Here is a 21,629-nt window from a genome sequence, read left to right as displayed (position 1 = left end):
CAATAAATTTCTATCAAAGAGCTTTTTAAGGATTCATAATTATGTACATACTATAGAATATTCGCCTATATTCTTATATTTGTTCTCCATTACGGGATAGAACAATTTATATACATGTAAATACACGTTAACATACCAAATAGAATTGGTAGAGAGGGGTAAAATATGGGACAAGACAAGAAAATCTATTCGATAGATTGGGCTGGTCGTAAGCTTTCTGTCGAAATTGGACAGCTTGCTAAACAAGCAAACGGCGCTGCGCTCGTTCGCTATGGCGATACAGCAGTACTTAGTACGGCAACAGCATCGAAGGAACCGAAGAAACTCGATTTCTTTCCATTAACAGTAAACTATGAGGAGCGTCTATACGCGGTAGGAAAAATTCCTGGTGGATTTATTAAACGTGAAGGACGTCCGAGTGAAAAAGCAATACTAGCTAGCCGCTTAATTGACAGACCGATTCGTCCATTGTTTGCTGATGGATTCCGTAATGAAGTTCAAGTAGTTAGTATGGTAATGAGTGTGGATCAAGACTGCTCATCTGAAATGGCAGCTATGTTTGGTTCATCTCTGGCACTTTCTGTTTCAGATATTCCTTTTGAAGGTCCAATTGCAGGTGTAACAGTTGGCCGCATTAATGGTCAATTTATTATCAATCCTTCTGTTGCAGAAACAGAAAAGAGCGATATGCACTTAGTTGTTGCTGGAACAAAAGATGCAATTAACATGGTTGAAGCTGGTGCAGAAGAAGTACCAGAAGAAACGATGCTTGAAGCAATTATGTTTGGACATGAAGAAATCAAGAGATTAATCGCATTCCAAGAAGAAATTGCTGCTGAAATCGGGAAAGAAAAGACAGAAGTTAATTTATATCAACTAGATGCTGAACTTGAAGCGGAAATTCGTGAAATGTGCGAAGCAGATATGATTAAAGCCATTCAAGTTCAAGAAAAGCACGCTCGTGAAGATGCTATCCGTGCCGTAAAGGATACGGTTATTGCAAAATACGAGGAAGAAAAAGCAGAAGACGAAGACTTAAAACAAGTAAAACAAATTTTAGATAAGATGGTTAAAGGCGAAGTTCGCCGTTTAATTACAGAAGAAAAGGTTAGACCTGATGGCCGTAAGCCAGAGGAGATTCGTCCGCTATCATCAGAGGTAGCTCTGCTTCCTCGTACACATGGTTCTGGTCTGTTCACACGTGGACAAACTCAAGCGTTGAGTATTTGTACACTTGGAGCTTTAGGAGATGTACAAATCCTAGACGGACTAGGAATCGAAGAAGAAAAGCGTTTCATGCACCACTATAACTTCCCGAATTTCTCTGTTGGAGAAACTGGTCCGATGCGTGGACCTGGTCGTCGTGAAATTGGACATGGTGCGTTAGGTGAGCGTGCACTAGAACCAATTATTCCTTCTGAAAAGGATTTCCCATACACGATTCGTCTCGTATCAGAAGTATTAGAATCAAACGGTTCTACATCCCAAGCAAGTATTTGTGCGAGTACTTTGGCAATGATGGACGCTGGTGTTCCAATTAAAGCTCCTGTAGCTGGTATTGCGATGGGTCTTGTGAAATCTGGTGAGCATTACACAATCCTTACTGATATCCAAGGAATGGAAGATCATCTGGGCGATATGGACTTTAAAGTGGCTGGTACGTCAAAAGGTGTAACAGCTTTACAAATGGATATTAAAATCGAAGGCTTATCAAGACAAATTCTTGAAGAAGCATTGCAGCAAGCAAAGAAAGGCCGTATGCAAATTCTTGATTCCATGCTTGTGACGATTTCAACTCCGAAAGAACAGCTTTCTAAGTACGCACCAAAGATTATTACAATCTATATCAACCCTGATAAGATTCGTGATGTTATTGGACCAAGTGGAAAGCAAATCAATAAGATTATTGAAGAAACTGGCGTAAAAATTGATATCGAGCAAGATGGTACAGTCTTCATCTCATCTACTAATGAAGAAATGAACCAAAAAGCTAAGAAAATCATTGAAGACATCGTTCGTGAAGTTGAAATTGGACAAATGTATTTAGGGAAAGTAAAACGAATTGAAAAATTCGGAGCATTTGTTGAGCTATTTAGCGGAAAAGATGGATTAGTTCACATTTCTGAACTTGCTGAAGAAAGAGTAGGCAAAGTAGAAGATGTGGTAGCTATTGGTGATGAAATCTTAGTGAAAGTTATGGAAATCGATAAGCAAGGCCGAGTAAACTTGTCACGTAAAGTCGTTCTTAAAGAACAACGTGAACAAAAAGAACAAGCCCAAAAATAAAGAATTACAACGAAAAGCCAGGTCTTTCCCTGGCTTTTTCCATACAACATAATGGCACCGCTTACAATTAGTTAGTTTTTAGTGCATAGAAAGAATTGTCCTTTGCTTGTTCTACCTTGTCCTTTCTCTACATAATGTACAAGTGAAGGAGGAGGAAAAGAATGAAGAAACTAATTACTATTTCTATAATTGGTATGCTCTCTATTATGTTAGTTAACAATCCGCTTACGGATCGATACGTAAATGGATTAAAGGTGATAAATATTCCTGCTTCAGGTCAAAAAAATGCCCTGTATATGGAGATTGAAGAAATAGCAAAAGAATACGAAAAACCAGCTCAAGATGCAAAGGTTGACCCTGTTTGGAAGGCCATCCCTGGATATAATGGTTTAAAAGTCGACATTTCTGCTAGTTATGCTAAGATGAAAAAGGACGGGAAATTCGATGAAAGCAAACTCGTATACATACAGACAACACCAGCAGTTCATTTAAAGGATTTGCCCCCGACCGCCATTTATAAAGGCCACCCTGATAAGCCGATGGTTTCGTTTATTATAAATGTCGCATGGGGAAATGAGTACCTTGGATCAATTTTGGAAACGTTAAAAAAGAATAATGTTCATGCAAGCTTTTTCCTTGAAGGAAGATGGGTAAAAGAAAATCCGGAGCTTGCAAAAATGATTGTTGAGGCCGGTCATGAAGTTGGTAACCATTCTTACACTCATCCAGATATGAAGCAAATTTCTTCAGCCAAAATTCGAGAAGAAATTGTGAAAACAAACGAAGTGATAAAAGCTACAACGGGAGAGGAAGTTGTTTGGCTCGCTCCGCCAAGCGGAAGCTACCGTGAGGAAGTAGTGAAAATTGCAGCAGAGTATAAGCTTGGAACAGTCATGTGGAGTGTCGATACCATTGACTGGCAAAAGCCATCACCAGAGCAACTTATCAACCGTGTGATGGGTAAAGTGCATAAAGGTGCTATGATTCTCATGCATCCAACCGATTCAACGGCAAAAGCTCTTGATGAGCTTATTAAACGAATTAAGCTTGAAAAATATGAAATTAATACAGTGTCTGAGTTATTGAGTGAAGAACGAATCATGAAGAAATCGGTATTAAATGTGCAAGAATAATTGATTGTCACACCAGAAAACGTATAATTATCGTAGCAGTACGCTGTAGAACAGGAGGAGTTCACGTGATAAAGAGATATACATGCCAAAATGGGGTTAGAATTGTTTTAGAAAATATCCCTACAGTTCGTTCCGTCGCAATCGGTGTTTGGATCGGAACTGGCTCTCGAAATGAAACACCTGAAAATAACGGAATTTCGCATTTTCTTGAGCATATGTTCTTTAAAGGAACAAAAACAAGAAGTGCTAGGGAAATTGCAGAAAGTTTCGATAGCATTGGTGGACAAGTGAACGCCTTTACATCCAAGGAATATACTTGCTATTATGCGAAGGTTCTCGATACCCATGCTAGCTTTGCTCTTGATGTATTATCTGATATGTTTTTCCACTCGACATTTGTTGCTGAAGAATTAGATAAAGAAAAGAATGTGGTATATGAAGAAATTAAAATGTATGATGACACACCAGATGACATCGTTCATGATCTTTTAAGTAAAGCGATTTATGAAAACCATTCTCTCGGGTTTCCGATCTTGGGAACAGAGGATACCTTAGCAACCTTTACAGGAGACACGCTAAAGCAATATATGCATGATACATACACCCCGGAAAATGTGGTTATTTCGGTTGCAGGAAATATTTCTGAAGCCTTTATTCAAGAAGTGGAGAAGTTGTTCGGGTCATACGAGGCAGGGAAATCGAACAATCAATTTGATAAGCCTGAGTTTCATACAAACCGACTTTCAAGAAAGAAAGAAACGGAGCAAGCCCATTTATGTATAGGATTTGAAGGGTTACAGGTTGGGGATGAGGAAATTTATAACCTGATCACTTTAAATAATATATTAGGTGGAAGTATGAGTAGTAGGTTGTTCCAAGAGGTTCGTGAACAGCGTGGTCTTGCATATTCTGTGTATTCTTATCATTCCTCGTTCCAAGATTCTGGAGTAATTACGATTTACGGTGGTACAGGTGCAAAGCAGTTGGACGTACTATTTGATACGATTCAAGAAACCTTGTCAAAGCTAAAGGCTGAAGGTATTACAGATAAGGAGCTTCGAAATAGTAAGGAGCAGCTAAAGGGTAGCTTAATGCTTAGTCTTGAAAGCACGAATAGCAGGATGAGCCGTAACGGGAAGAACGAGCTTCTATTAGGAAGACATCGTACGCTTGATGAAATTGTTGAGCAAATTGATGCCGTTTCAAAAGATGGTGTAGATGCTATGGCTAATAAAATCTTCAATGACAAGTATTCTGTGTCCTTGATTAGTCCAGACGGAGTTCTTCCAAAAAATATATAGTTTTTAAAGCCTGAGATTTTCTGCTCAGGCTTTTTTGTTATTTCTTTTTATTCCTACGTATATATTTATCTTCCCTATACTAGGATATAGAGAGGACAAAAGGGGGAGAGATGAAATTGAGACTAAGTGAATTGAGCGGGAAGGAAATTGTAGATGTCAAAAAAGCAGAAAGGCTTGGCATACTTGGTCAGACGGATTTAGAGATAAACGAAAGCAATGGCCAAATACAGGCTCTTTTGATTCCCTCGGTCAAATGGTTTGGTTTTAAAAGGCAAGGTGGAGAGGTAAGAGTTCCATGGAAGCATATAAAAACAATTGGGACGGATATGATTATCATTGATATTCAAGAGGAGTAAAGAACTGTGCGTATGCATCAGTTCTTTTTTATTTAGGCTTTTTTCCTAGGAAAACTCACCGATTCTGGGGTAAATACATAGTATGTTGGAGTAATGCAGTAAGAATTGGATTTGGATCATTTAAAAAGAAGGTGAGTGTTTCATGCTAACAGGGATGCAAATAGCAGTCATAGGCGGAGACGCAAGACAGCTCGAAATCGTCCGAAAGCTAACAGAGCTCGATGCGAAGCTCTCTTTGATTGGCTTTGAGCAACTCGACCATGCCTTTACTGGTGCAGTAAAGGAGAAATTGGATGAAGTAGTATTTTCAGATATAGATGCGATCATTTTGCCGGTAGCTGGAACGAATATGGAAGGTCAAGTAGAAACGATCTTCTCGAATGAAAAAGTAGTTTTAACTGCAGAACACTTAGAGCAAACACCAGAACATTGTACGATTTATTCCGGAATTTCCAATGCATACTTGAATAAAATTACGGGTGACTCCAAACGAAGACTCGTGAAATTGTTCGAACGGGACGATGTTGCTATTTATAATTCCATACCGACAGTAGAAGGCACGATTATGATGGCAATTCAGCACACCGACTTTACTATACATGGATCAACGATTATGGTGCTTGGCTTAGGGAGAGTAGGAATGAGTGTGGCACGCACATTCTCTGCTTTAGGGGCAAAAGTGAAAGTGGGAGCGAGAAAAGGAGAGCATATTGCTCGAATTACTGAAATGGCTTTAACACCATTTCACCTTGACGAACTATCGCAACAGGTGAAGGATGTTGATATTTGTATCAATACGATTCCTGATTTAGTCGTCACGGCTTCCGTTATCTCAAGAATGCCTACTCATACACTGATCATTGATTTAGCATCAAAGCCTGGTGGAACCGACTTTCGATATGCTGAAAAAAGGGGAATAAAAGCTCTTTTGGCCCCAGGACTTCCAGGCATCGTTGCTCCAAAAACGGCAGGTCAAATTTTAGCAAACGTTCTTTCTCAACTGCTGTTAGATGATATGCATTCAAGAAAGGGGAAGTAACATGAGCTTACAAGGGAAAAAAATCGGCTTCGGTTTGACGGGTTCTCACTGTACGTATGATGCTGTATATCCAGAAATCGAGAATCTTATCAATGCTGGTGCAGAAGTATTACCAGTGGTAACAAACACCGTGAAAAATACAACTACTCGCTTTGGAAAAGGTGAGGATTGGATTGAAAGAATTGAAAAGTTAACTGGAAATAAAGTGATTGATTCGATTGTTGGTGCCGAGCCGCTAGGACCAAAGATTCCATTAGACTGCATGATTATCGCTCCACTAACTGGAAATTCAATGAGTAAATTTGCTAATGCGATGACTGATTCTCCTGTTTTAATGGCTGCCAAAGCGACGTTACGAAATGGAAAACCCGTAGTATTAGGGATTTCCACAAATGATGCTCTTGGCTTAAATGGAGTCAATTTGATGAGATTGATGGCGACAAAAAATATATTTTTTATTCCGTACGGTCAAGATGATCCAGTTAAAAAACCAAATTCATTAGTCGCACGTATGACCATGCTATCCGATACAGTGGAAGCCGCTCTTTCTGGCCGACAAATTCAACCAGTACTCGTCGAAAGGTATAAAGATGCACAGTAGACAATAGAGGTAATATGCCCTCATCCAACTCTAGCAATAGACTAAAAGCCGTGTTACGAGGAAAAATAGATTCCTTTGCACGGCTTAAATAAAAAATGTACTTCATTAATGCATGAATATGTTAAAATAAATGTTATTATATAGCCATGGAACAGAATGGCGGTACAAAGGACATTTATTACATGTTGATGTTTTTAATAATGCGATAAATGTTTTACTAGAATTCATATCGAACATTAGAGATATTGGAAGGGGAATAACGAAATGGCATTATCAGAAAAAGGATTTCATGTAGCTGTTGTGGGAGCAACAGGAGCAGTAGGTCAACAAATGATTCAAACTCTTGAAAATAGAGAATTCCCAATCTCAAAATTAACGTTATTATCATCACCACGTTCAGCAGGTAGTAAAGTCCTTTTTAAAGGCGTAGAACATACGGTTCAAGTAGCAAAGCCAGAGAGCTTTGAAGGGGTCGATATTGCGTTATTTAGTGCAGGTGGAAGCGTATCACTTGAACTAGCACCAGAAGCGGTTAAGCATGGTGCTATTGTTGTGGATAACACAAGCGCATTCCGCATGGATGAAAATGTTCCACTTGTCGTACCTGAAGTAAATGAAATGGACTTACATGAACATAAAGGAATTATTGCTAATCCGAATTGCTCTACGATCCAAATGGTCGTAGCATTAGAACCAATTCGTAAGCAATATGGCTTAAATAAAATTATCGTTTCAACGTATCAAGCGGTTTCTGGATCTGGTGCGGCAGCGGTGGAAGAGTTGTACGAGCAAACAAAAGCAATCGTAGCTAATGAAAGTTACGAACCAAAAATCTTGCCAGTAAAATCTGATAAAAAGCATTATCAAATTGCTTTTAATGCCATTCCACAAATTGATAAGTTCCAAGAAAACGGATTTACGTATGAAGAAATGAAAATGATCAATGAAACAAAGAAAATTATGCACTTACCAGAAATCCAAGTGGCAGCTACTTGCGTTCGTCTCCCAGTTGCGACAGGACACTCTGAGTCATTATTTGTTGAAGTAGATCAAGCTGGTGTAACTGCACAGGATGTTAAGAACTTACTAGAGAATGCACCAGGAGTCGTGCTTCAAGATGACACGGAAAACCAACTATATCCAATGCCTGCAAATTGTGTTGGTAAAAATGATGTATTTGTCGGCCGTATTCGTAAGGATTTGGACAATGAAAAAGGCTTCCATATGTGGGTTGTTTCAGATAATCTCCTTAAAGGAGCTGCATGGAACTCTGTCCAAATCGCAGAAAGTTTAGTGAAGTTAGGTATTGTAAAATAGAATTTTAAAGCTGTAAACCTAGAGGTGTAACAATGAGAATGATTGTTCAAAAATTCGGTGGCACTTCAGTAAAAGATGAAAAAAGTCGAAATCTTGCAATTGGACATATTAAAAATGCATTAGCTGAAGGGTATAAAGTGGTGGTCGTTGTATCCGCTATGGGTAGAAAAGGTGATCCATATGCAACAGACACTCTGCTTTCCCTTATCGGCGGTGCACAAAGTCTAATTTCTAAACGTGAACAAGACTTACTACTGTCATGTGGGGAAGCCATTTCGAGTGTGGTTTTCTCTAACTTACTGCTTGAGGCAGGGGTTAACGCAACTTCGTTAACTGGTGCGCAAGCAGGTTTTCTAACTACTGATGACCATACAAATGCGAAGATTATTAAAATGAATTGTGAGCGTGTAATTGAAGAACTGGAACAATACGATGTAGTGGTTGTTGCAGGCTTTCAAGGTGCCGCTCAAAATGGTGACATTACTACGATAGGACGTGGAGGAAGTGACACGTCAGCTGCAGCACTCGGAGCAGCTTTAAAAGCAGAGGTTATCGACATATTTACAGATGTCGAAGGAATTATGACAGCAGACCCTAGAATTGCTGAAAATGCTAGACCACTTTCGGTTGTTACGTATACAGAAGTATGTAATATGGCGTATCAGGGTGCGAAAGTCATTCACCCAAGAGCGGTTGAAATTGCTATGCAAGCGAAGGTGCCGATTCGAATTCGTTCTACCTATTCGGATGGAGAGGGAACGCTTGTTACCTCTACTTCGAATGATCATCGCGGAAGTGATATAAAGGAACGGACTGTAACGGGTATTGCACATCTATCACCTGTCACTCAAATTAAAGTGCTTGCTAAAAAAGGTCAATATAACCTTCAAGCTGAAGTGTTTAAATCAATGGCCAATGAGAAGATTAGTGTTGATTTTATTAACATTTCACCTAATGGCGTGGTATACACCGTATCCAGTGAAATGACGGATAAGGCACTTACCGTTCTACGTGATTTAGGTCATGAGCCTGAGTTTGAGAAAAATTGTGCAAAGGTATCTGTTGTGGGTGCAGGAATAGCCGGTGTTCCGGGAGTTACTTCAAAAATTGTATCAGCTCTTTCTGAAAATGGAATTCGCATACTTCAATCGGCTGATAGTCATACAACGATATGGGTTCTTGTTAAGGAAGATGATCTTGTAACAGCCGTTAATTCGTTGCATGATGCCTTTAACCTTGATGAAGAGAACTAAAGATTTTTTTCTAAGTGGATTAGATTTAAAGGAGTGGCAATATGGTTTTATTTGGTCGAGTCTCTACGGCGATGGTTACGCCTTTTGATAGCAAAGGGCATATTGATTTTGCAAAAACAACATTATTAATCAATCACTTGATTGAAAACGGTTCGGATTCACTAGTTATTGCTGGAACAACTGGTGAGTCTCCAACGTTATCGAAGGAAGAAAAAATCGCTTTATTTCAACATGTGGTGAAGGTTGTAGATAAGCGTGTTCCTGTTATTGCAGGGACAGGAAGCAATAACACATATGCAACCATTGAGCTAACAAAAAAAGCAGAGGAAATTGGCGTAGACGCTGTGATGATCGTTGCTCCTTATTACAATAAACCAAATCAAGAAGGATTGTATCAGCACTTTAAGGCAGCAGCTGAGGCAACAACTCTTCCTGTTATGGTGTATAATATCCCAGGTAGATCAGTTGTCAATATCTTACCAGAAACAATCATTCGCTTATCTAAAATTGATAATATTGTAGCGGTTAAAGAGGCTAGTGGTAATTTAAATGCCATGACGGCAATTATTGCAGGTACAGATGATGACTTCTTGTTATACAGTGGTGATGATGGGCTAACGATTCCAATTCTTTCTATTGGTGGGGTAGGGATTGTGTCAGTAGCATCACATGTGATCGGGAATGAGATGCAAGAAATGGTGTCAGCCTTTGTAAATGGCGATATCCAAGAGGCTGCAAAGAAGCATCAACAGCTCCTGCCATTAATGGAAGGATTGTTTAAAGCACCAAGCCCAGCTCCTGTAAAAACAGCTCTTCAAATTAAAGGTCTTGATGTGGGGTCCGTAAGACTTCCTCTAGTACCATTGAATGAGCAAGAAAGAGCACAGATTATCGCGTTATTTCGCTAAAATGTAAACCATTAGGTCAACCTCGTTTTGGGTTGGCCTTTTATTATGTGGGAATTTGACCGTATTTGCCAAAGTCAAGGATGTAAATACAGATTTATCCACTTCCTAATCAAACAAGTTTAATTTTGGTTGTAAAGGATTTCATCATTCAAGTATAATAATCATAACTGATCTTGGGTCGGATGAATTGACAGCATAGGAGGATTCTACTTTGAATAAGAGAAAGAATGAAAGTATTAAGCTTGTGGCTCTGGGGGGAGTCGGGGAATTCGGGAAAAACATGTATGTTATTGACGTGGACGGTGATTTATTTGTTTTAGACGCAGGGTTAATGTTTCCTGAAAATGAAATGCTAGGAATTGATATTGTTATTCCAGATATTACATATTTAATTCAAAACAAAGTTCGAGTGAAAGCTATTTTTCTAACGCATGGACATGAGGATCATATTGGGGCATTATCTTATACATTAAGAGAGTTACATGTTCCTGTATATGGAACGAAGCTGACGCTTGCACTTGCAAAAGCAAAGTTGGACGAGCAGGAATACAAAGGAAAAACGGATTTCCGGATCATTACTTCAGATTCTGTTGTGAATTTCGATACGTGTGAAGTGTCTTTCTTCAAAACAAATCATAGCATCCCTGACTCTGTTGGTATCAGTGTTCATACATCTGAAGGGGCAATTGTATATACAGGCGATTTTAAATTTGACCAGGCAGCGACTGAACTTTATAAACCTGAAATTGGGAAAATGGCCCAAATTGGGGAAGAAGGGGTTCTTTGCTTACTATCTGATAGCACGGAAGCAGAAAAGCCTGGCTATACACCTTCTGAATCAATCGTTGTAAGGGAAATGTCTGATGCTTTTTATAATGCAAAAGGAAGAATTATCGCAGCAACATTTGCATCTGACATTAATCGAATTCAGCATGTGTTTGATGCAGCATATGAAAGCAGAAGAAAGATTGCTGTAGTAGGAAAAAGCCTAGAGAAGATCTTTCACATTGCCTTGGATTTACATTACTTGCAAGTTCACGATGAGCTAATCATTCCAATTGAAGAAATTGATAATTATCCTGATGATGAGATTGTAGTGTTAACAACTGGAACACAAGGTGAACCGATTGAAGCCCTTCAAAAAATGGCAAAACAAATTCACCGGCAAGTAAATATCAAAAAAGGCGACACGGTTCTCATTGCTGCCTCTCCTCTCAGAGGGAGTGAAGTGTTTATTTATAAAACCATTGATATGCTGTACCGCGCAGGAGCACATGTGATCTCCGGAAAGAGAATCGTGAATACCTCTAGCCACGGTAGCCAAGAAGAGCTGAAGTTTATGATCAACTTAATGAACCCTAAGCTGTTTATTCCTGTTCATGGGGAATATCGAATGCTAAAGGCTCATAGCAAAGTGGCTGCTCAATGTGGGATTACAACGGATCGCATTTTCATTCCCGAAAGAGGAGAGGTATTAGAAATTAAAAATGAGCGTTTTAAACCCGCTGGAAAAGTACCTGCTGGCAATGTGCTTATCGATGGCAGTGGTGTGGGAGATGTCGGTAACATCGTCCTAAGGGATCGCCGTTTATTATCTCAGGATGGAATTTTAATCGTTGTTGTCACACTAAGCAGAGCAGAAAAGAAAATCACTGCTGGGCCAGAGATAATTTCACGTGGCTTTGTTTATGTGAGAGAGTCAGAAAAGCTCATGGAAGAATCCACACAGTTGGTTAGAAGTATTGTAGAAAGAAACACAACCAGAGAATCATTTGATTGGGGAACGATGAAGCAAAGCATGAGAGATGAATTAAATCAATTTTTATACGACAAAACAAAACGTCGACCAATGATTCTCCCAATTATTATGGAAATATAAGATTAAAAAGCTCATGAAAAAGTTTTTCTTTTTCGTGAGCTTTTTTCAAATTTCCATTTCTCGCATGAAAAACCATCATGGGTTTCATACTAACGATATCATGTCTGAAGGGAGATTTGGTATGGAACCAATTAAATATAATAAACCGGATGATGGAGGGGGGAACGGACAAGAAACCCCAAAGGAAGAAAAACCATCAAGCTTAATCGAAAAAATCCAACAGCTAGGACAAACGAATGTCCCACAGTTAGCACAGGATTCAAAAATACACTGCTTAACAATTGTCGGTCAGATTGAAGGTCATATGACCCTTCCTCCGCAAAACAAAACGACGAAATACGAACATCTCATTCCACAACTCGTAGCAATTGAGCAAAACCCGAAGATTGAGGGGCTGCTTGTGGTCCTAAATACGGTAGGTGGAGATGTGGAAGCAGGGCTGGCAATCTCTGAGATGCTTGCCTCTCTATCTAAGCCAACTGTGTCCATTGTGTTGGGTGGTGGCCACTCCATTGGAGTACCAATCGCGGTATCTTGTGATTACTCGTATATTGCAGAGACTGCAACGATGACGATTCATCCGATCCGTTTGACCGGTTTATTTATCGGTGTGCCTCAAACCTTTGAGTATTTAGATAAGATGCAGGATCGAGTGGTTACTTTTGTAACAAAGCACTCTAAGATCACAGAAGAGAAGTTTAAAGAATTAATGTTTGAAAAAGGAAACCTCACAAGAGATATCGGTACAAATGTAGTGGGTACGGATGCTGTAAAATACGGCTTAATCGATGAAGTTGGCGGGATTGGCCAAGCAATGAAGAAGTTAAATGAACTGATTGCGATTAACAGTGAGGGAACAGAGGGGATGGTTCAATGATCCTTTATACACTCACCCCACCAGAAATGATTTATCCGAATGAAAATATGGAAGTTACTCAACAGAAAATGTATGATCTTGATGGGATTCCTTTATTAGTTGAGTCTGACGCAGAAGGTGTTTATCGAGTGGTTCGTGTGATGAGTAGCGACCCGGCTCATTTTTTAGATGAAAGATGTACACCAGGAGCAAAAATATCTTTCTTGTAAAGGGTGTCTTTCAGGATGGATAAGTTATGCTATAATATAGTTGTATCAGGTAGGCAGCCAACTGAGGCTGCTTTTCTTGTCTTTATCAAAGGGTTTAGTACATAAAACAAACGACTAAGATAGTAGTAACAATTCAACAGTAAGGTGATAAAATGGCAAAGAAAAAAAGACGACAAACAAGAAGTAAGGATGGTTTTAAGCGAACGGTTAAATTCGAACTCATTGGACTTATTCTAATTGCATTAGCGACTATTTCCATTGCCAGACTTGGTGCGGTTGGACATGCTGTTGTTATGTTCTTTCGCTTCTTTTCAGGCGAATGGTATATGGTGAATTTAATTAGTTTGGCTGTCATCGGTGCGTATTTTATGTGGAAACGTGAAATTCCATCCTTTTTCCAAAGTAAATTGATAGGAATGTATTTTATTGTTTCTGCCCTATTACTTCTGAGCCATGTTACATTGTTTGAACTTCTTGCAAATGATGGAAGAACAGAAAGCCCAAGTGTAATAAAAAATACTTTCGAGCTTTATTGGATGGAAGTTAGAGGTGAAACAAGTACAACCGATTTAGGCGGGGGAATGATTGGTGCACTTTTATTTGCCATGTCCTATTATTTGTTTGCTGAGGCAGGAACAAAAATTATTGCTGCTCTATTCTTTATTATTGGATTCATTTTGCTCACAGGTAGAACATTAGGTGAGCCTCTAGGAAAAGCCATCATTGCCTTTGGTCAGTTTCTAAAGAATCAGCTTCATGCTTTTGGGGATGATATGAAAACTTGGAGGAAAGAACGAACCGAGAAGACCAAGAAAAAGAAGGAAGAAAAACGAAAAGAAATAGAAAAAAAGGAACAAGAAGAGAGAGTCATTCCTATTTCTAGTGCAATGACACCGCCAGAAGAAGAAAGAGTTATTGAACCTATTATTTCTAGCTTCACAGAGAGAGCCTATACTGAACCACCCGTGGAACAATCGGCAAAAAAAGGGAAGGTGCAGTCACAAACAGAAGAGGATAGTGTACCGCCAATTACCTTTACGGAAGTCGAAAATAAAGATTATGAGCTGCCGCCGATTCATTTGTTAAAAGCACCTCGTCATACGGATCAAAGTGGTGAATATGAGCTAATACATGCAAATGCAGCAAAGCTTGAACGAACGTTCTTAAGTTTTGGAGTAAAAGCAAAAGTAACACAAGTTCATCTAGGTCCAGCGGTTACAAAGTATGAAGTTCATCCAGATGTAGGTGTGAAAGTAAGTAAAATTGTTAATTTAAGTGATGATTTAGCACTTGCATTAGCGGCTAAGGATATCCGAATGGAAGCACCGATCCCAGGCAAATCGGCGATTGGAATTGAGGTGCCTAATTCAGAGGTTGCTATGGTATCTCTGCGTGAAGTATTGGAGTCAAAGAAGAATGATCGACCAGAATCAAAGCTTATGATTGGACTTGGTCGTGATATTACGGGCGAAGCAGTTTTAGCGGAATTAAATAAAATGCCTCACTTACTTGTTGCTGGTGCAACTGGAAGCGGTAAGAGTGTATGTATTAATGGAATTATTACGAGTATCTTAATGAGAGCCAAGCCTCATGAAGTGAAATTAATGATGATCGACCCGAAGATGGTTGAGCTGAATGTTTATAATGGAGTCCCACATCTATTAGCACCTGTTGTGACAGATCCAAAGAAGGCATCACAGGCATTAAAAAAGGTAGTTAGTGAGATGGAAAGACGATATGAGCTCTTTTCCCATACAGGTACACGTAATATTGAAGGATATAATGATTATATTCGCCGAATCAATATGGAGGAAGATTCGAAGCAACCACTTCTTCCGTATATTGTTGTTATTGTGGACGAGCTTGCTGATTTAATGATGGTGGCTTCTTCAGATGTGGAAGATGCTATTACAAGATTAGCTCAAATGGCTCGTGCGGCTGGTATTCACTTAATTATTGCTACTCAACGCCCATCGGTTGATGTTATTACAGGTGTTATTAAAGCAAATATTCCGTCAAGAATTGCTTTTGCTGTATCCTCTCAGATCGACTCACGGACAATTTTGGATTCCGGAGGAGCTGAAAAATTGCTTGGTCGTGGGGATATGCTATTTATGCCAGTAGGTGCGTCAAAACCTATTCGCGTACAGGGAGCATTTTTATCAGATGAAGAAGTAGAAGAGATAGTCGATTTTGTTATTGGTCAACAAAAGGCGCAGTATCAACAGGAAATGATTCCAGATGATATTCCTGAGCCTACCTCTGAAGTGGATGATGATTTATATGATGACGCTGTTGATCTCATTCTTGAAATGCAAACCGCATCCGTCTCTATGCTACAGCGTAGATTTCGTATAGGTTATTCTCGTGCAGCACGTCTTATTGATGAAATGGAGCTAAGAGGAGTTGTTGGACCATACGAAGGAAGTAAACCGCGTACAGTGTTAATGACGAAGCCTACTGAAGATTCCTCAGTAGGAAAAATAGACTAGGAAGGGCGATTCATATCGCCTTTCTAATTAGAACATATTGGAAACGTTTTCACTATGTTTAGTGTGGCATAATTTATCGTAGAGTACTGTAAGGGCAACGTGTGAAATAAGTTAACACGTTTTTTCGACAAAATTTCTAAACTCTATTTATTTATACCTAAAAAAGTGTTATAGTATTTTCGATTAGTAGGAATGATTGAACATCAGAGGTCTGATGTCTTTAGAAATGGTTGGAGGATGCTTGCATGTCTATTAAGTCAGATAACCGACATTTGTATTTACAGGTCATCGATCGGCTAAAAAAGGATATTGAGTCGGGGATATACAAAGAGAAAGAAAAGCTCCCGTCTGAATTTGACCTTGCTAAGCAGCTCGGTGTGAGCAGGGCGACGCTTCGAGAAGCTCTGCGAATTCTTGAAGAGGAAAACGTCATCATTCGCCGTCATGGAGTAGGGACGTTTGTCCATGCTAAGCCTTTATTTACGTCGGGAATTGAACAACTAAATAGTGTAACAAACATGATTATTCAAGCAGGTATGAAACCAGGTACCATTTTCTTGAGCTCATCTACTCAAGGAGCTACCGAAGAGGACATCCGTCGTTTCTCATGTTCTGTAGATGACGAAATTGTGGTAATGGAGAGAGTTCGAACAGCCAATGGAGAACCAGTTGTATATTGTATCGACAAAGTTCCCAACAAAATTCTGCCTGAGACCTTTTCACATGGAGAGGAATCCATCTTCAACATACTTGAAGAGGAAGCAAATCGAAATATTACATACGCAGTGGCTCAAATCGAACCGATCGGTTATCATGAAAAAGTTTCTCCCATCTTAGAATGTGATCCGGAAACTGCTTTGCTTGTATTAAAGCAAATGCATTTTGACGAAATGGATGAACCAATCCTTTTTTCGGTAAACTACTTTAGAGCCGATAAATTTAGTTTTCATGTACTTAGAAAAAGAATATAATGTTCTTTAAAGAGAATGAAACTAATGTTTCATCGGATTGCTAAGCATTCTTGCTAAATCCAACAAAAATTCATAGGGGGTTTCAAACCATGAAAAAGCGTAAATTCGGTTTAGCTCTATCATTGGTTCTTGCTGCTGGAACAATTTTAGGTGCATGTGGAAAAGCAGAAGAAGAAAACAATGCAGCTGAAGGTGGCAACACAGAAACAACAGAAGACGCATTCACAGTAGCAATGGTTACTGACGTAGGTGGAGTGGATGACAAGTCATTCAACCAATCTGCATGGGAAGGTCTTCAAGCATATGGTGAAGAAGTGGGCCTTGAAAAAGGTAAAGATGGTTTTGACTACCTGCAATCACAATCAGACGCTGATTATTCTACAAACTTAAACACTCTTGCTCGTCAAGATTTTGATCTAGTATTCGGTATTGGTTTCCTTATGGAAGGTGCAATTAAAGAAATCGCTGCACAACAAAAAGAAAGCAACTTTGCAATTGTTGATGCTCTTGTTGAAGAGCCAAATGTAGTAAGCATTATGTTTAAAGAACAAGAATCAGGTTTCTTAGCTGGTGTAGCTGCTGCAAAAGCTACTACTTCTAATAAAATCGGTTTCCTTGGCGGAATGGAAATTCCTGTTATCGAGCGTTTTGAAACTGGATTTAAAGCTGGTGTTGCAGCTGTAAACCCTGATATTACTGTTGACGTACAATATGCTGGTGCATTCGACAAAGCGGAAGTTGGTCAAACAATTGCTTCTAGTATGTATTCTAAAGGTATTGACGTAATCTTCCATGCTGCTGGTGGAACTGGTAATGGTCTATTCAAAGAAGCTCGTGACCTTAAGAAGAAAGAGCCTGAAAGACAAGTTTGGGCAATCGGTGTAGACTCTGACCAAACAGCTGAGGGTGTAGTAGAAATCGATGGCAAAGAGCATAACGTAATCATTACTTCTGCACTTAAGCGTGTTGACAACGCAGTTAAAGATCTTTCTTTAAAAGCTAAAGGTGGAGACTTCCCTGGTGGAGAAACAATCACTTACGGTTTAGCTGAAGATGGTGTGGGTCTAGCTCCAATTAATGAAGAAGTAGCAGCTAAAGCTGACATTGAAACAGCAATTGCTGATTTCTCTGAGAAAATTAAGAACGGTGATCTAGTGATCCCATCTACTTTAGAAGAGTTAAAATCTTTCTCTGTAAAATAATGTTTGGACAAAGGAATAAGAGGATCTTTCCTACCTCTTATTCCTTTTTTAAGGAAAAAAGTAGAAATGGAACTGAAGGGTAGAAAATGCTTCTACGTTTCATTTGCATTTTTATTATTAGGGGAATTTACCCAAAAAATAATAGGTCATACTACATGCTTGGGATACCAAGTTTTTTAAAAAATGCTAAAGGTCTGACCTCTTACTTTTACGAATAATTTGCTTAAACTTTGAGCAAGGAGTGAGAAGAGAAATGGAATATGTTATTGAAATGCTAGGTATCCGTAAAGAATTCCCAGGAATCGTCGCCAACGATAATATTACTTTGCAACTAAAGCAAGGGGAAATTCATGCATTGCTTGGTGAAAACGGTGCAGGAAAATCAACATTAATGAATGTGCTGTTTGGTTTATATCAGCCAGAACAAGGGGAGATTCGTGTTCGAGGCAAAGCGGTGAAAATTACGAATCCCAATATTGCTAATGATTTAGGAATTGGAATGGTTCATCAGCATTTTATGTTAGTAGACAAGTTTACGGTAACAGAAAACATTATCCTTGGTAAGGAAACAAAATCAGGTTTAAAAATCGATTTAAAAAAGGCTGAGCAAGAAGTAAGAGAAATTTCCGAGCGTTATGGGCTAGCAGTTGATCCCCAAGCAAAAATCGCTGACATTTCTGTTGGAATGCAACAAAGAGTAGAAATATTGAAAACGCTCTATAGAGGCGCCGAAATCTTGATTTTTGATGAGCCAACAGCTGTTTTGACTCCACAGGAAATCAAAGAACTTATACAAATTATGAAAACGCTTATTAAAGAGGGCAAGTCAATCATTCTAATTACTCATAAGCTTAAAGAAATCATGGAAGTATGTGACCGTTGTACCGTTATCCGTAAGGGTGTTGGGATTGGTACAGTAAATGTGAGTGAAACAAATCCAAATGAACTTGCAAGCTTGATGGTTGGACGTGAAGTTACCTTTAAAACAGAGAAGGCAGATGCAAAGCCTGCTCAAAGTGTTCTAGAGATAAATGGTTTGGTAGTGAAAGATTCCAGGGGATTAACAGCTGTAAATAACCTGAACCTTGATGTTAAGGCAGGAGAAATCCTTGGTATCGCAGGTGTTGATGGGAATGGTCAAACGGAGTTAATTGAAGCGATTTCTGGATTGCGTAAATCAGAAAGTGGTTCAATCCAGTTGAATGGGAAAGAGATTCGAAATCTTTCACCTCGTAAAATTACGGAGGCTGGTACAGGGCATATTCCGCAGGACCGTCATAAGCATGGACTTGTTTTAGATTTTCCTATTGGGGAAAACATGGTGCTGCAAACATACTATAAATCACCATTTTCAAAAGCTGGTGTTTTAAATTTTAAACAAATCTATCAAAAAGCAAAATCACTTATTCAAGAGTTTGATGTTCGTACACCAAGTGAATTCACTCTTGCACGAGCTTTATCTGGGGGGAACCAACAAAAGGCGATCATCGGTCGTGAAGTGGACCGGAATCCGGACTTGCTTATCGCAGCTCAGCCAACACGTGGGCTTGACGTTGGGGCCATTGAGTTTATCCATAAGCGACTAATTGAACAAAGAGACAATGGAAAAGCCGTATTATTGCTTTCCTTTGAACTAGATGAAATTCTTAATGTTAGTGACCGAATCGCGGTTATTTACGAAGGGGAAATCGTTGCTATTGTAAATCCAAAGGAAACAACGGAACAGGAACTTGGATTATTAATGGCTGGTTCCAAACAGAAGGAAGTAGGTGAACAAACAAATGTCTAATCGTGTGAAAAATATTATTGTTCCTATCATGGCTGTAATATTAGGGATGTTAGTAGGAACCATTATTATGATTGTGACAGGCTACGATGCAGTAGCTGCCTTTACAGCCCTTTGGAACGGTGCGTTTGGTGAGATTTATTATACTGGAGAAGTAATTCGACAGGTCACTCCTCTTATTTTAGCCGGGTTATCGGTCGCATTTGCCTTCCGTACAGGTCTTTTCAATATTGGAGTTGAAGGACAGTTAATTGTAGGCTGGTTGGCAGCTGTTTGGGTTGGGGTAGCGTTTGATCTTCCTGCTGTTATTCATACACTCGTTGCAGTTATTGCAGCAGGAGTTGCAGGTGCACTATGGGCATTTATTCCGGGCCTTTTAAAAGCAAAATTCCGTGTACACGAAGTAATCGTAACGATCATGTTAAATTATACGGCACTTCATGTGACAAACTATATTATCCGTACGGTTCTATCTGAAAAAAGCGATCGTACGGAAATGATTAAGGACACAGCAACTTTACGATCATCTTTCCTAGAAGGATTAACCGACTATTCACGTTTGCATTGGGGAATTGTAATTGCATTAATTGGTGTATTTATTATGTGGTTCCTACTTGAAAAGACAACTCGTGGATACGAATTACGTTCAGTTGGATTCAACCAGCATGCTTCTCACTACGCTGGTATGAATGTTGATAAAAATATTATTCTTTCTATGGTTATCTCAGGCGCTTTTGCGGGTCTAGCGGGTGCTATGGAAGGACTAGGAACATTTGGTTATGCATCCATTAAAGGTGGTTTCACTGGAGTTGGATTTGATGGAATTGCCGTTGCTCTTTTGGGTGGAAACGGACCTATAGGTGTCATTTTAGCAGCATTACTTTTCGGAGCATTAAAAGTTGGGGCTTTAAATATGCCACTTGAGGCGGGAGTTCCAAATGAGCTTGTTGATATAATTATTGCTTTAATTGTCTTCTTTGTTGCAGCAAGTTATATGATTCGTCTGTTTATTGATCGTATTAGTAAAAAGGGGGTGAAGTAAGTGGGATTCATGGATATTTTATATATCGTAATACCTTCTACTTTACTTTGGGCAGCACCACTTATTTTCACTGCGTTAGGCGGTAACTTTTCAGAGCGTTCAGGTATTGTTAACATTGGACTTGAAGGTTTAATGGTAATCGGTGCATTTACCGCTATCGTATTTAATCTTGCCTTTGACCAGACACTCGGTAACTTAACTCCTTGGATTGCGTTATTAGCGGCAATGGTTGTTGGTGGCTTGTTATCGGTTTTACATGCTGTTGCGTCGATTACATTCCGAGCTGACCAGACCGTTTCTGGGGTGGCAATCAACCTATTGGCAGTTGGTGCAGCACTTTTTCTTGTTAAGCTTTTCTACGGAAAAGGTCAAACCGACATCATTCAAAAGGGCTTTAGTAAAATAGATATTCCTGTCTTAAGTGATATCCCTGTTTTAGGAAAACTATTCTTTTCCAATACCTACTACACCTCTTTTGTGGCAATCATTGTTGCGTTTATCGCATGGTTTGTCATGTTTAAAACACCGTTCGGTCTTCGCCTTCGCGCTGTAGGTGAGCATCCAATGGCAGCAGATACGATGGGGATTAACGTGACAAAAATGAGATATATTGGAGTTATCATCTCAGGAGCACTTGGAGGTATTGGTGGGGGAGTATATGCTCAGTCCATTTCATCTGACTTCAGTCACGCGACGATCTCCGGACAAGGGTTTATGGCACTTGCGGCATTAATATTTGGTAAATGGCATCCGCTTGGAGCAATGGGCGCAGCGTTATTCTTCGGATTCGCACAAAGCTTAAGTATCATTGGCTCAAGCTTGCCATTATTAGAAAATATCCCGAGTGTATACTTGTTAATCGCACCATACATCTTAACGATCCTAGCATTAACAGGATTCATCGGAAGAGCAGAAGGACCAAAAGCACTCGGCACACCATATATTAAAGGAAATAGATAAATCTCCGTTCTTACGGA

18 protein-coding genes are annotated in these 21,629 nt (G+C 39.4%); all 18 read left to right on the top strand.

Annotation, left to right across the window (positions count from 1 at the left end):
- Positions 1 to 165 precede the first annotated feature (165 nt).
- The 18 genes from pnp to ACRX5O_RS07465 all read left to right on the top strand — a co-directional run bounded on the left by pnp (position 166) and on the right by ACRX5O_RS07465 (position 21,612).
- The gene (pnp, locus tag ACRX5O_RS07550; RefSeq protein ID WP_433905391.1) at positions 166 to 2,286 is read left to right on the top strand and encodes a polyribonucleotide nucleotidyltransferase; all 2,121 of its coding nucleotides are present in this window, start codon (positions 166 to 168) and stop codon (positions 2,284 to 2,286) included.
- 161 nt (positions 2,287 to 2,447) lie between these two features.
- Complete coding sequence (locus ACRX5O_RS07545) at positions 2,448 to 3,419, top strand: polysaccharide deacetylase family protein (protein ID WP_433905390.1); 972 nt, start codon at positions 2,448 to 2,450, stop codon at positions 3,417 to 3,419.
- Positions 3,420 to 3,484: 65 nt separating this feature from the next.
- Positions 3,485 to 4,720, top strand: a complete 1,236-nt coding sequence (locus ACRX5O_RS07540) for a M16 family metallopeptidase (protein WP_433905389.1) — start codon at positions 3,485 to 3,487, stop codon at positions 4,718 to 4,720.
- A 116-nt stretch (positions 4,721 to 4,836) separates the two neighbouring features.
- Entirely contained in the window at positions 4,837 to 5,076 is a 240-nt protein-coding gene (locus ACRX5O_RS07535; RefSeq protein ID WP_066053414.1) for a YlmC/YmxH family sporulation protein, read from the top strand.
- 142 nt (positions 5,077 to 5,218) lie between these two features.
- Complete coding sequence (dpaA, locus tag ACRX5O_RS07530) at positions 5,219 to 6,115, top strand: dipicolinic acid synthetase subunit A (protein WP_433905388.1); 897 nt, start codon at positions 5,219 to 5,221, stop codon at positions 6,113 to 6,115.
- 1 nt (position 6,116) lies between these two features.
- Entirely contained in the window at positions 6,117 to 6,716 is a 600-nt protein-coding gene (gene dpaB, locus ACRX5O_RS07525; RefSeq protein ID WP_433905387.1) for a dipicolinate synthase subunit B, read from the top strand.
- A 264-nt stretch (positions 6,717 to 6,980) separates the two neighbouring features.
- On the top strand, positions 6,981 to 8,033 hold the full coding sequence (gene asd, locus ACRX5O_RS07520) for an aspartate-semialdehyde dehydrogenase (protein WP_433905386.1): 1,053 nt from the start codon (positions 6,981 to 6,983) through the stop codon (positions 8,031 to 8,033).
- Positions 8,034 to 8,065: 32 nt separating this feature from the next.
- The gene (gene dapG / locus ACRX5O_RS07515; protein WP_433905385.1) at positions 8,066 to 9,286 is read left to right on the top strand and encodes an aspartate kinase; all 1,221 of its coding nucleotides are present in this window, start codon (positions 8,066 to 8,068) and stop codon (positions 9,284 to 9,286) included.
- A 41-nt stretch (positions 9,287 to 9,327) separates the two neighbouring features.
- On the top strand, positions 9,328 to 10,194 hold the full coding sequence (gene dapA / locus ACRX5O_RS07510) for a 4-hydroxy-tetrahydrodipicolinate synthase (RefSeq protein WP_433905384.1): 867 nt from the start codon (positions 9,328 to 9,330) through the stop codon (positions 10,192 to 10,194).
- A 211-nt stretch (positions 10,195 to 10,405) separates the two neighbouring features.
- Positions 10,406 to 12,073, top strand: coding sequence for a ribonuclease J (locus tag ACRX5O_RS07505; RefSeq protein ID WP_433905383.1), 1,668 nt, complete (start codon positions 10,406 to 10,408; stop codon positions 12,071 to 12,073).
- 121 nt (positions 12,074 to 12,194) lie between these two features.
- Positions 12,195 to 12,950: a ClpP family protease gene (locus tag ACRX5O_RS07500; protein WP_433905382.1), complete on the top strand. Its 756-nt coding sequence runs from the start codon at positions 12,195 to 12,197 to the stop codon at positions 12,948 to 12,950.
- Positions 12,947 to 13,159, top strand: a complete 213-nt coding sequence (locus ACRX5O_RS07495; protein ID WP_433905381.1) for a YlzJ-like family protein — start codon at positions 12,947 to 12,949, stop codon at positions 13,157 to 13,159. The genes ACRX5O_RS07500 and ACRX5O_RS07495 overlap by 4 nt, the downstream gene beginning before the upstream one ends.
- A gap of 152 nt (positions 13,160 to 13,311) precedes the next feature.
- A complete protein-coding gene (locus tag ACRX5O_RS07490; protein ID WP_433905380.1) occupies positions 13,312 to 15,651 on the top strand; it encodes a DNA translocase FtsK in 2,340 nt (779 codons plus the stop codon).
- 245 nt (positions 15,652 to 15,896) lie between these two features.
- On the top strand, positions 15,897 to 16,622 hold the full coding sequence (locus tag ACRX5O_RS07485; RefSeq protein WP_433905379.1) for a GntR family transcriptional regulator: 726 nt from the start codon (positions 15,897 to 15,899) through the stop codon (positions 16,620 to 16,622).
- Positions 16,623 to 16,711: 89 nt separating this feature from the next.
- Positions 16,712 to 17,824 (top strand): BMP family lipoprotein, encoded by a 1,113-nt coding sequence (locus ACRX5O_RS07480; protein ID WP_433905378.1) that lies wholly within the window; start codon positions 16,712 to 16,714, stop codon positions 17,822 to 17,824.
- A 253-nt stretch (positions 17,825 to 18,077) separates the two neighbouring features.
- The gene (locus ACRX5O_RS07475) at positions 18,078 to 19,613 is read left to right on the top strand and encodes an ABC transporter ATP-binding protein (RefSeq protein WP_433905377.1); all 1,536 of its coding nucleotides are present in this window, start codon (positions 18,078 to 18,080) and stop codon (positions 19,611 to 19,613) included.
- Positions 19,606 to 20,652, top strand: a complete 1,047-nt coding sequence (locus ACRX5O_RS07470; RefSeq protein WP_433905376.1) for an ABC transporter permease — start codon at positions 19,606 to 19,608, stop codon at positions 20,650 to 20,652. Before ACRX5O_RS07475 ends, ACRX5O_RS07470 begins: the two co-directional genes overlap by 8 nt.
- Positions 20,653 to 21,612, top strand: coding sequence for an ABC transporter permease (locus ACRX5O_RS07465; RefSeq protein WP_433905375.1), 960 nt, complete (start codon positions 20,653 to 20,655; stop codon positions 21,610 to 21,612). It begins immediately after the preceding gene.
- Positions 21,613 to 21,629 lie beyond the last annotated feature (17 nt).

This window comes from Robertmurraya mesotrionivorans (assembly GCF_050971805.1).
Classification (GTDB): domain Bacteria; phylum Bacillota; class Bacilli; order Bacillales; family Cytobacillaceae; genus Robertmurraya_A.
This window is presented reverse-complemented; position numbering and strand designations above follow the sequence as displayed.

What these genes read in the sequence shown, in the direction of transcription:
- dapG (WP_433905385.1), top strand. Translation starts at nt 8,066, where the DNA reads ATGAGAATGATTGTTCAAAAATTCGGTGGCACTTCAGTAAAAGATGAA.
- pnp (WP_433905391.1), top strand. Translation starts at nt 166, where the DNA reads ATGGGACAAGACAAGAAAATCTATTCGATAGATTGGGCTGGTCGTAAG.
- ACRX5O_RS07495 (WP_433905381.1), top strand. Translation starts at nt 12,947, where the DNA reads ATGATCCTTTATACACTCACCCCACCAGAAATGATTTATCCGAATGAA.
- dpaA (WP_433905388.1), top strand. Translation starts at nt 5,219, where the DNA reads ATGCTAACAGGGATGCAAATAGCAGTCATAGGCGGAGACGCAAGACAG.
- ACRX5O_RS07470 (WP_433905376.1), top strand. Translation starts at nt 19,606, where the DNA reads ATGTCTAATCGTGTGAAAAATATTATTGTTCCTATCATGGCTGTAATA.
- ACRX5O_RS07485 (WP_433905379.1), top strand. Translation starts at nt 15,897, where the DNA reads ATGTCTATTAAGTCAGATAACCGACATTTGTATTTACAGGTCATCGAT.
- ACRX5O_RS07490 (WP_433905380.1), top strand. Translation starts at nt 13,312, where the DNA reads ATGGCAAAGAAAAAAAGACGACAAACAAGAAGTAAGGATGGTTTTAAG.
- ACRX5O_RS07475 (WP_433905377.1), top strand. Translation starts at nt 18,078, where the DNA reads ATGGAATATGTTATTGAAATGCTAGGTATCCGTAAAGAATTCCCAGGA.
- ACRX5O_RS07545 (WP_433905390.1), top strand. Translation starts at nt 2,448, where the DNA reads ATGAAGAAACTAATTACTATTTCTATAATTGGTATGCTCTCTATTATG.
- ACRX5O_RS07500 (WP_433905382.1), top strand. Translation starts at nt 12,195, where the DNA reads ATGGAACCAATTAAATATAATAAACCGGATGATGGAGGGGGGAACGGA.
- asd (WP_433905386.1), top strand. Translation starts at nt 6,981, where the DNA reads ATGGCATTATCAGAAAAAGGATTTCATGTAGCTGTTGTGGGAGCAACA.
- dpaB (WP_433905387.1), top strand. Translation starts at nt 6,117, where the DNA reads ATGAGCTTACAAGGGAAAAAAATCGGCTTCGGTTTGACGGGTTCTCAC.
- dapA (WP_433905384.1), top strand. Translation starts at nt 9,328, where the DNA reads ATGGTTTTATTTGGTCGAGTCTCTACGGCGATGGTTACGCCTTTTGAT.
- ACRX5O_RS07480 (WP_433905378.1), top strand. Translation starts at nt 16,712, where the DNA reads ATGAAAAAGCGTAAATTCGGTTTAGCTCTATCATTGGTTCTTGCTGCT.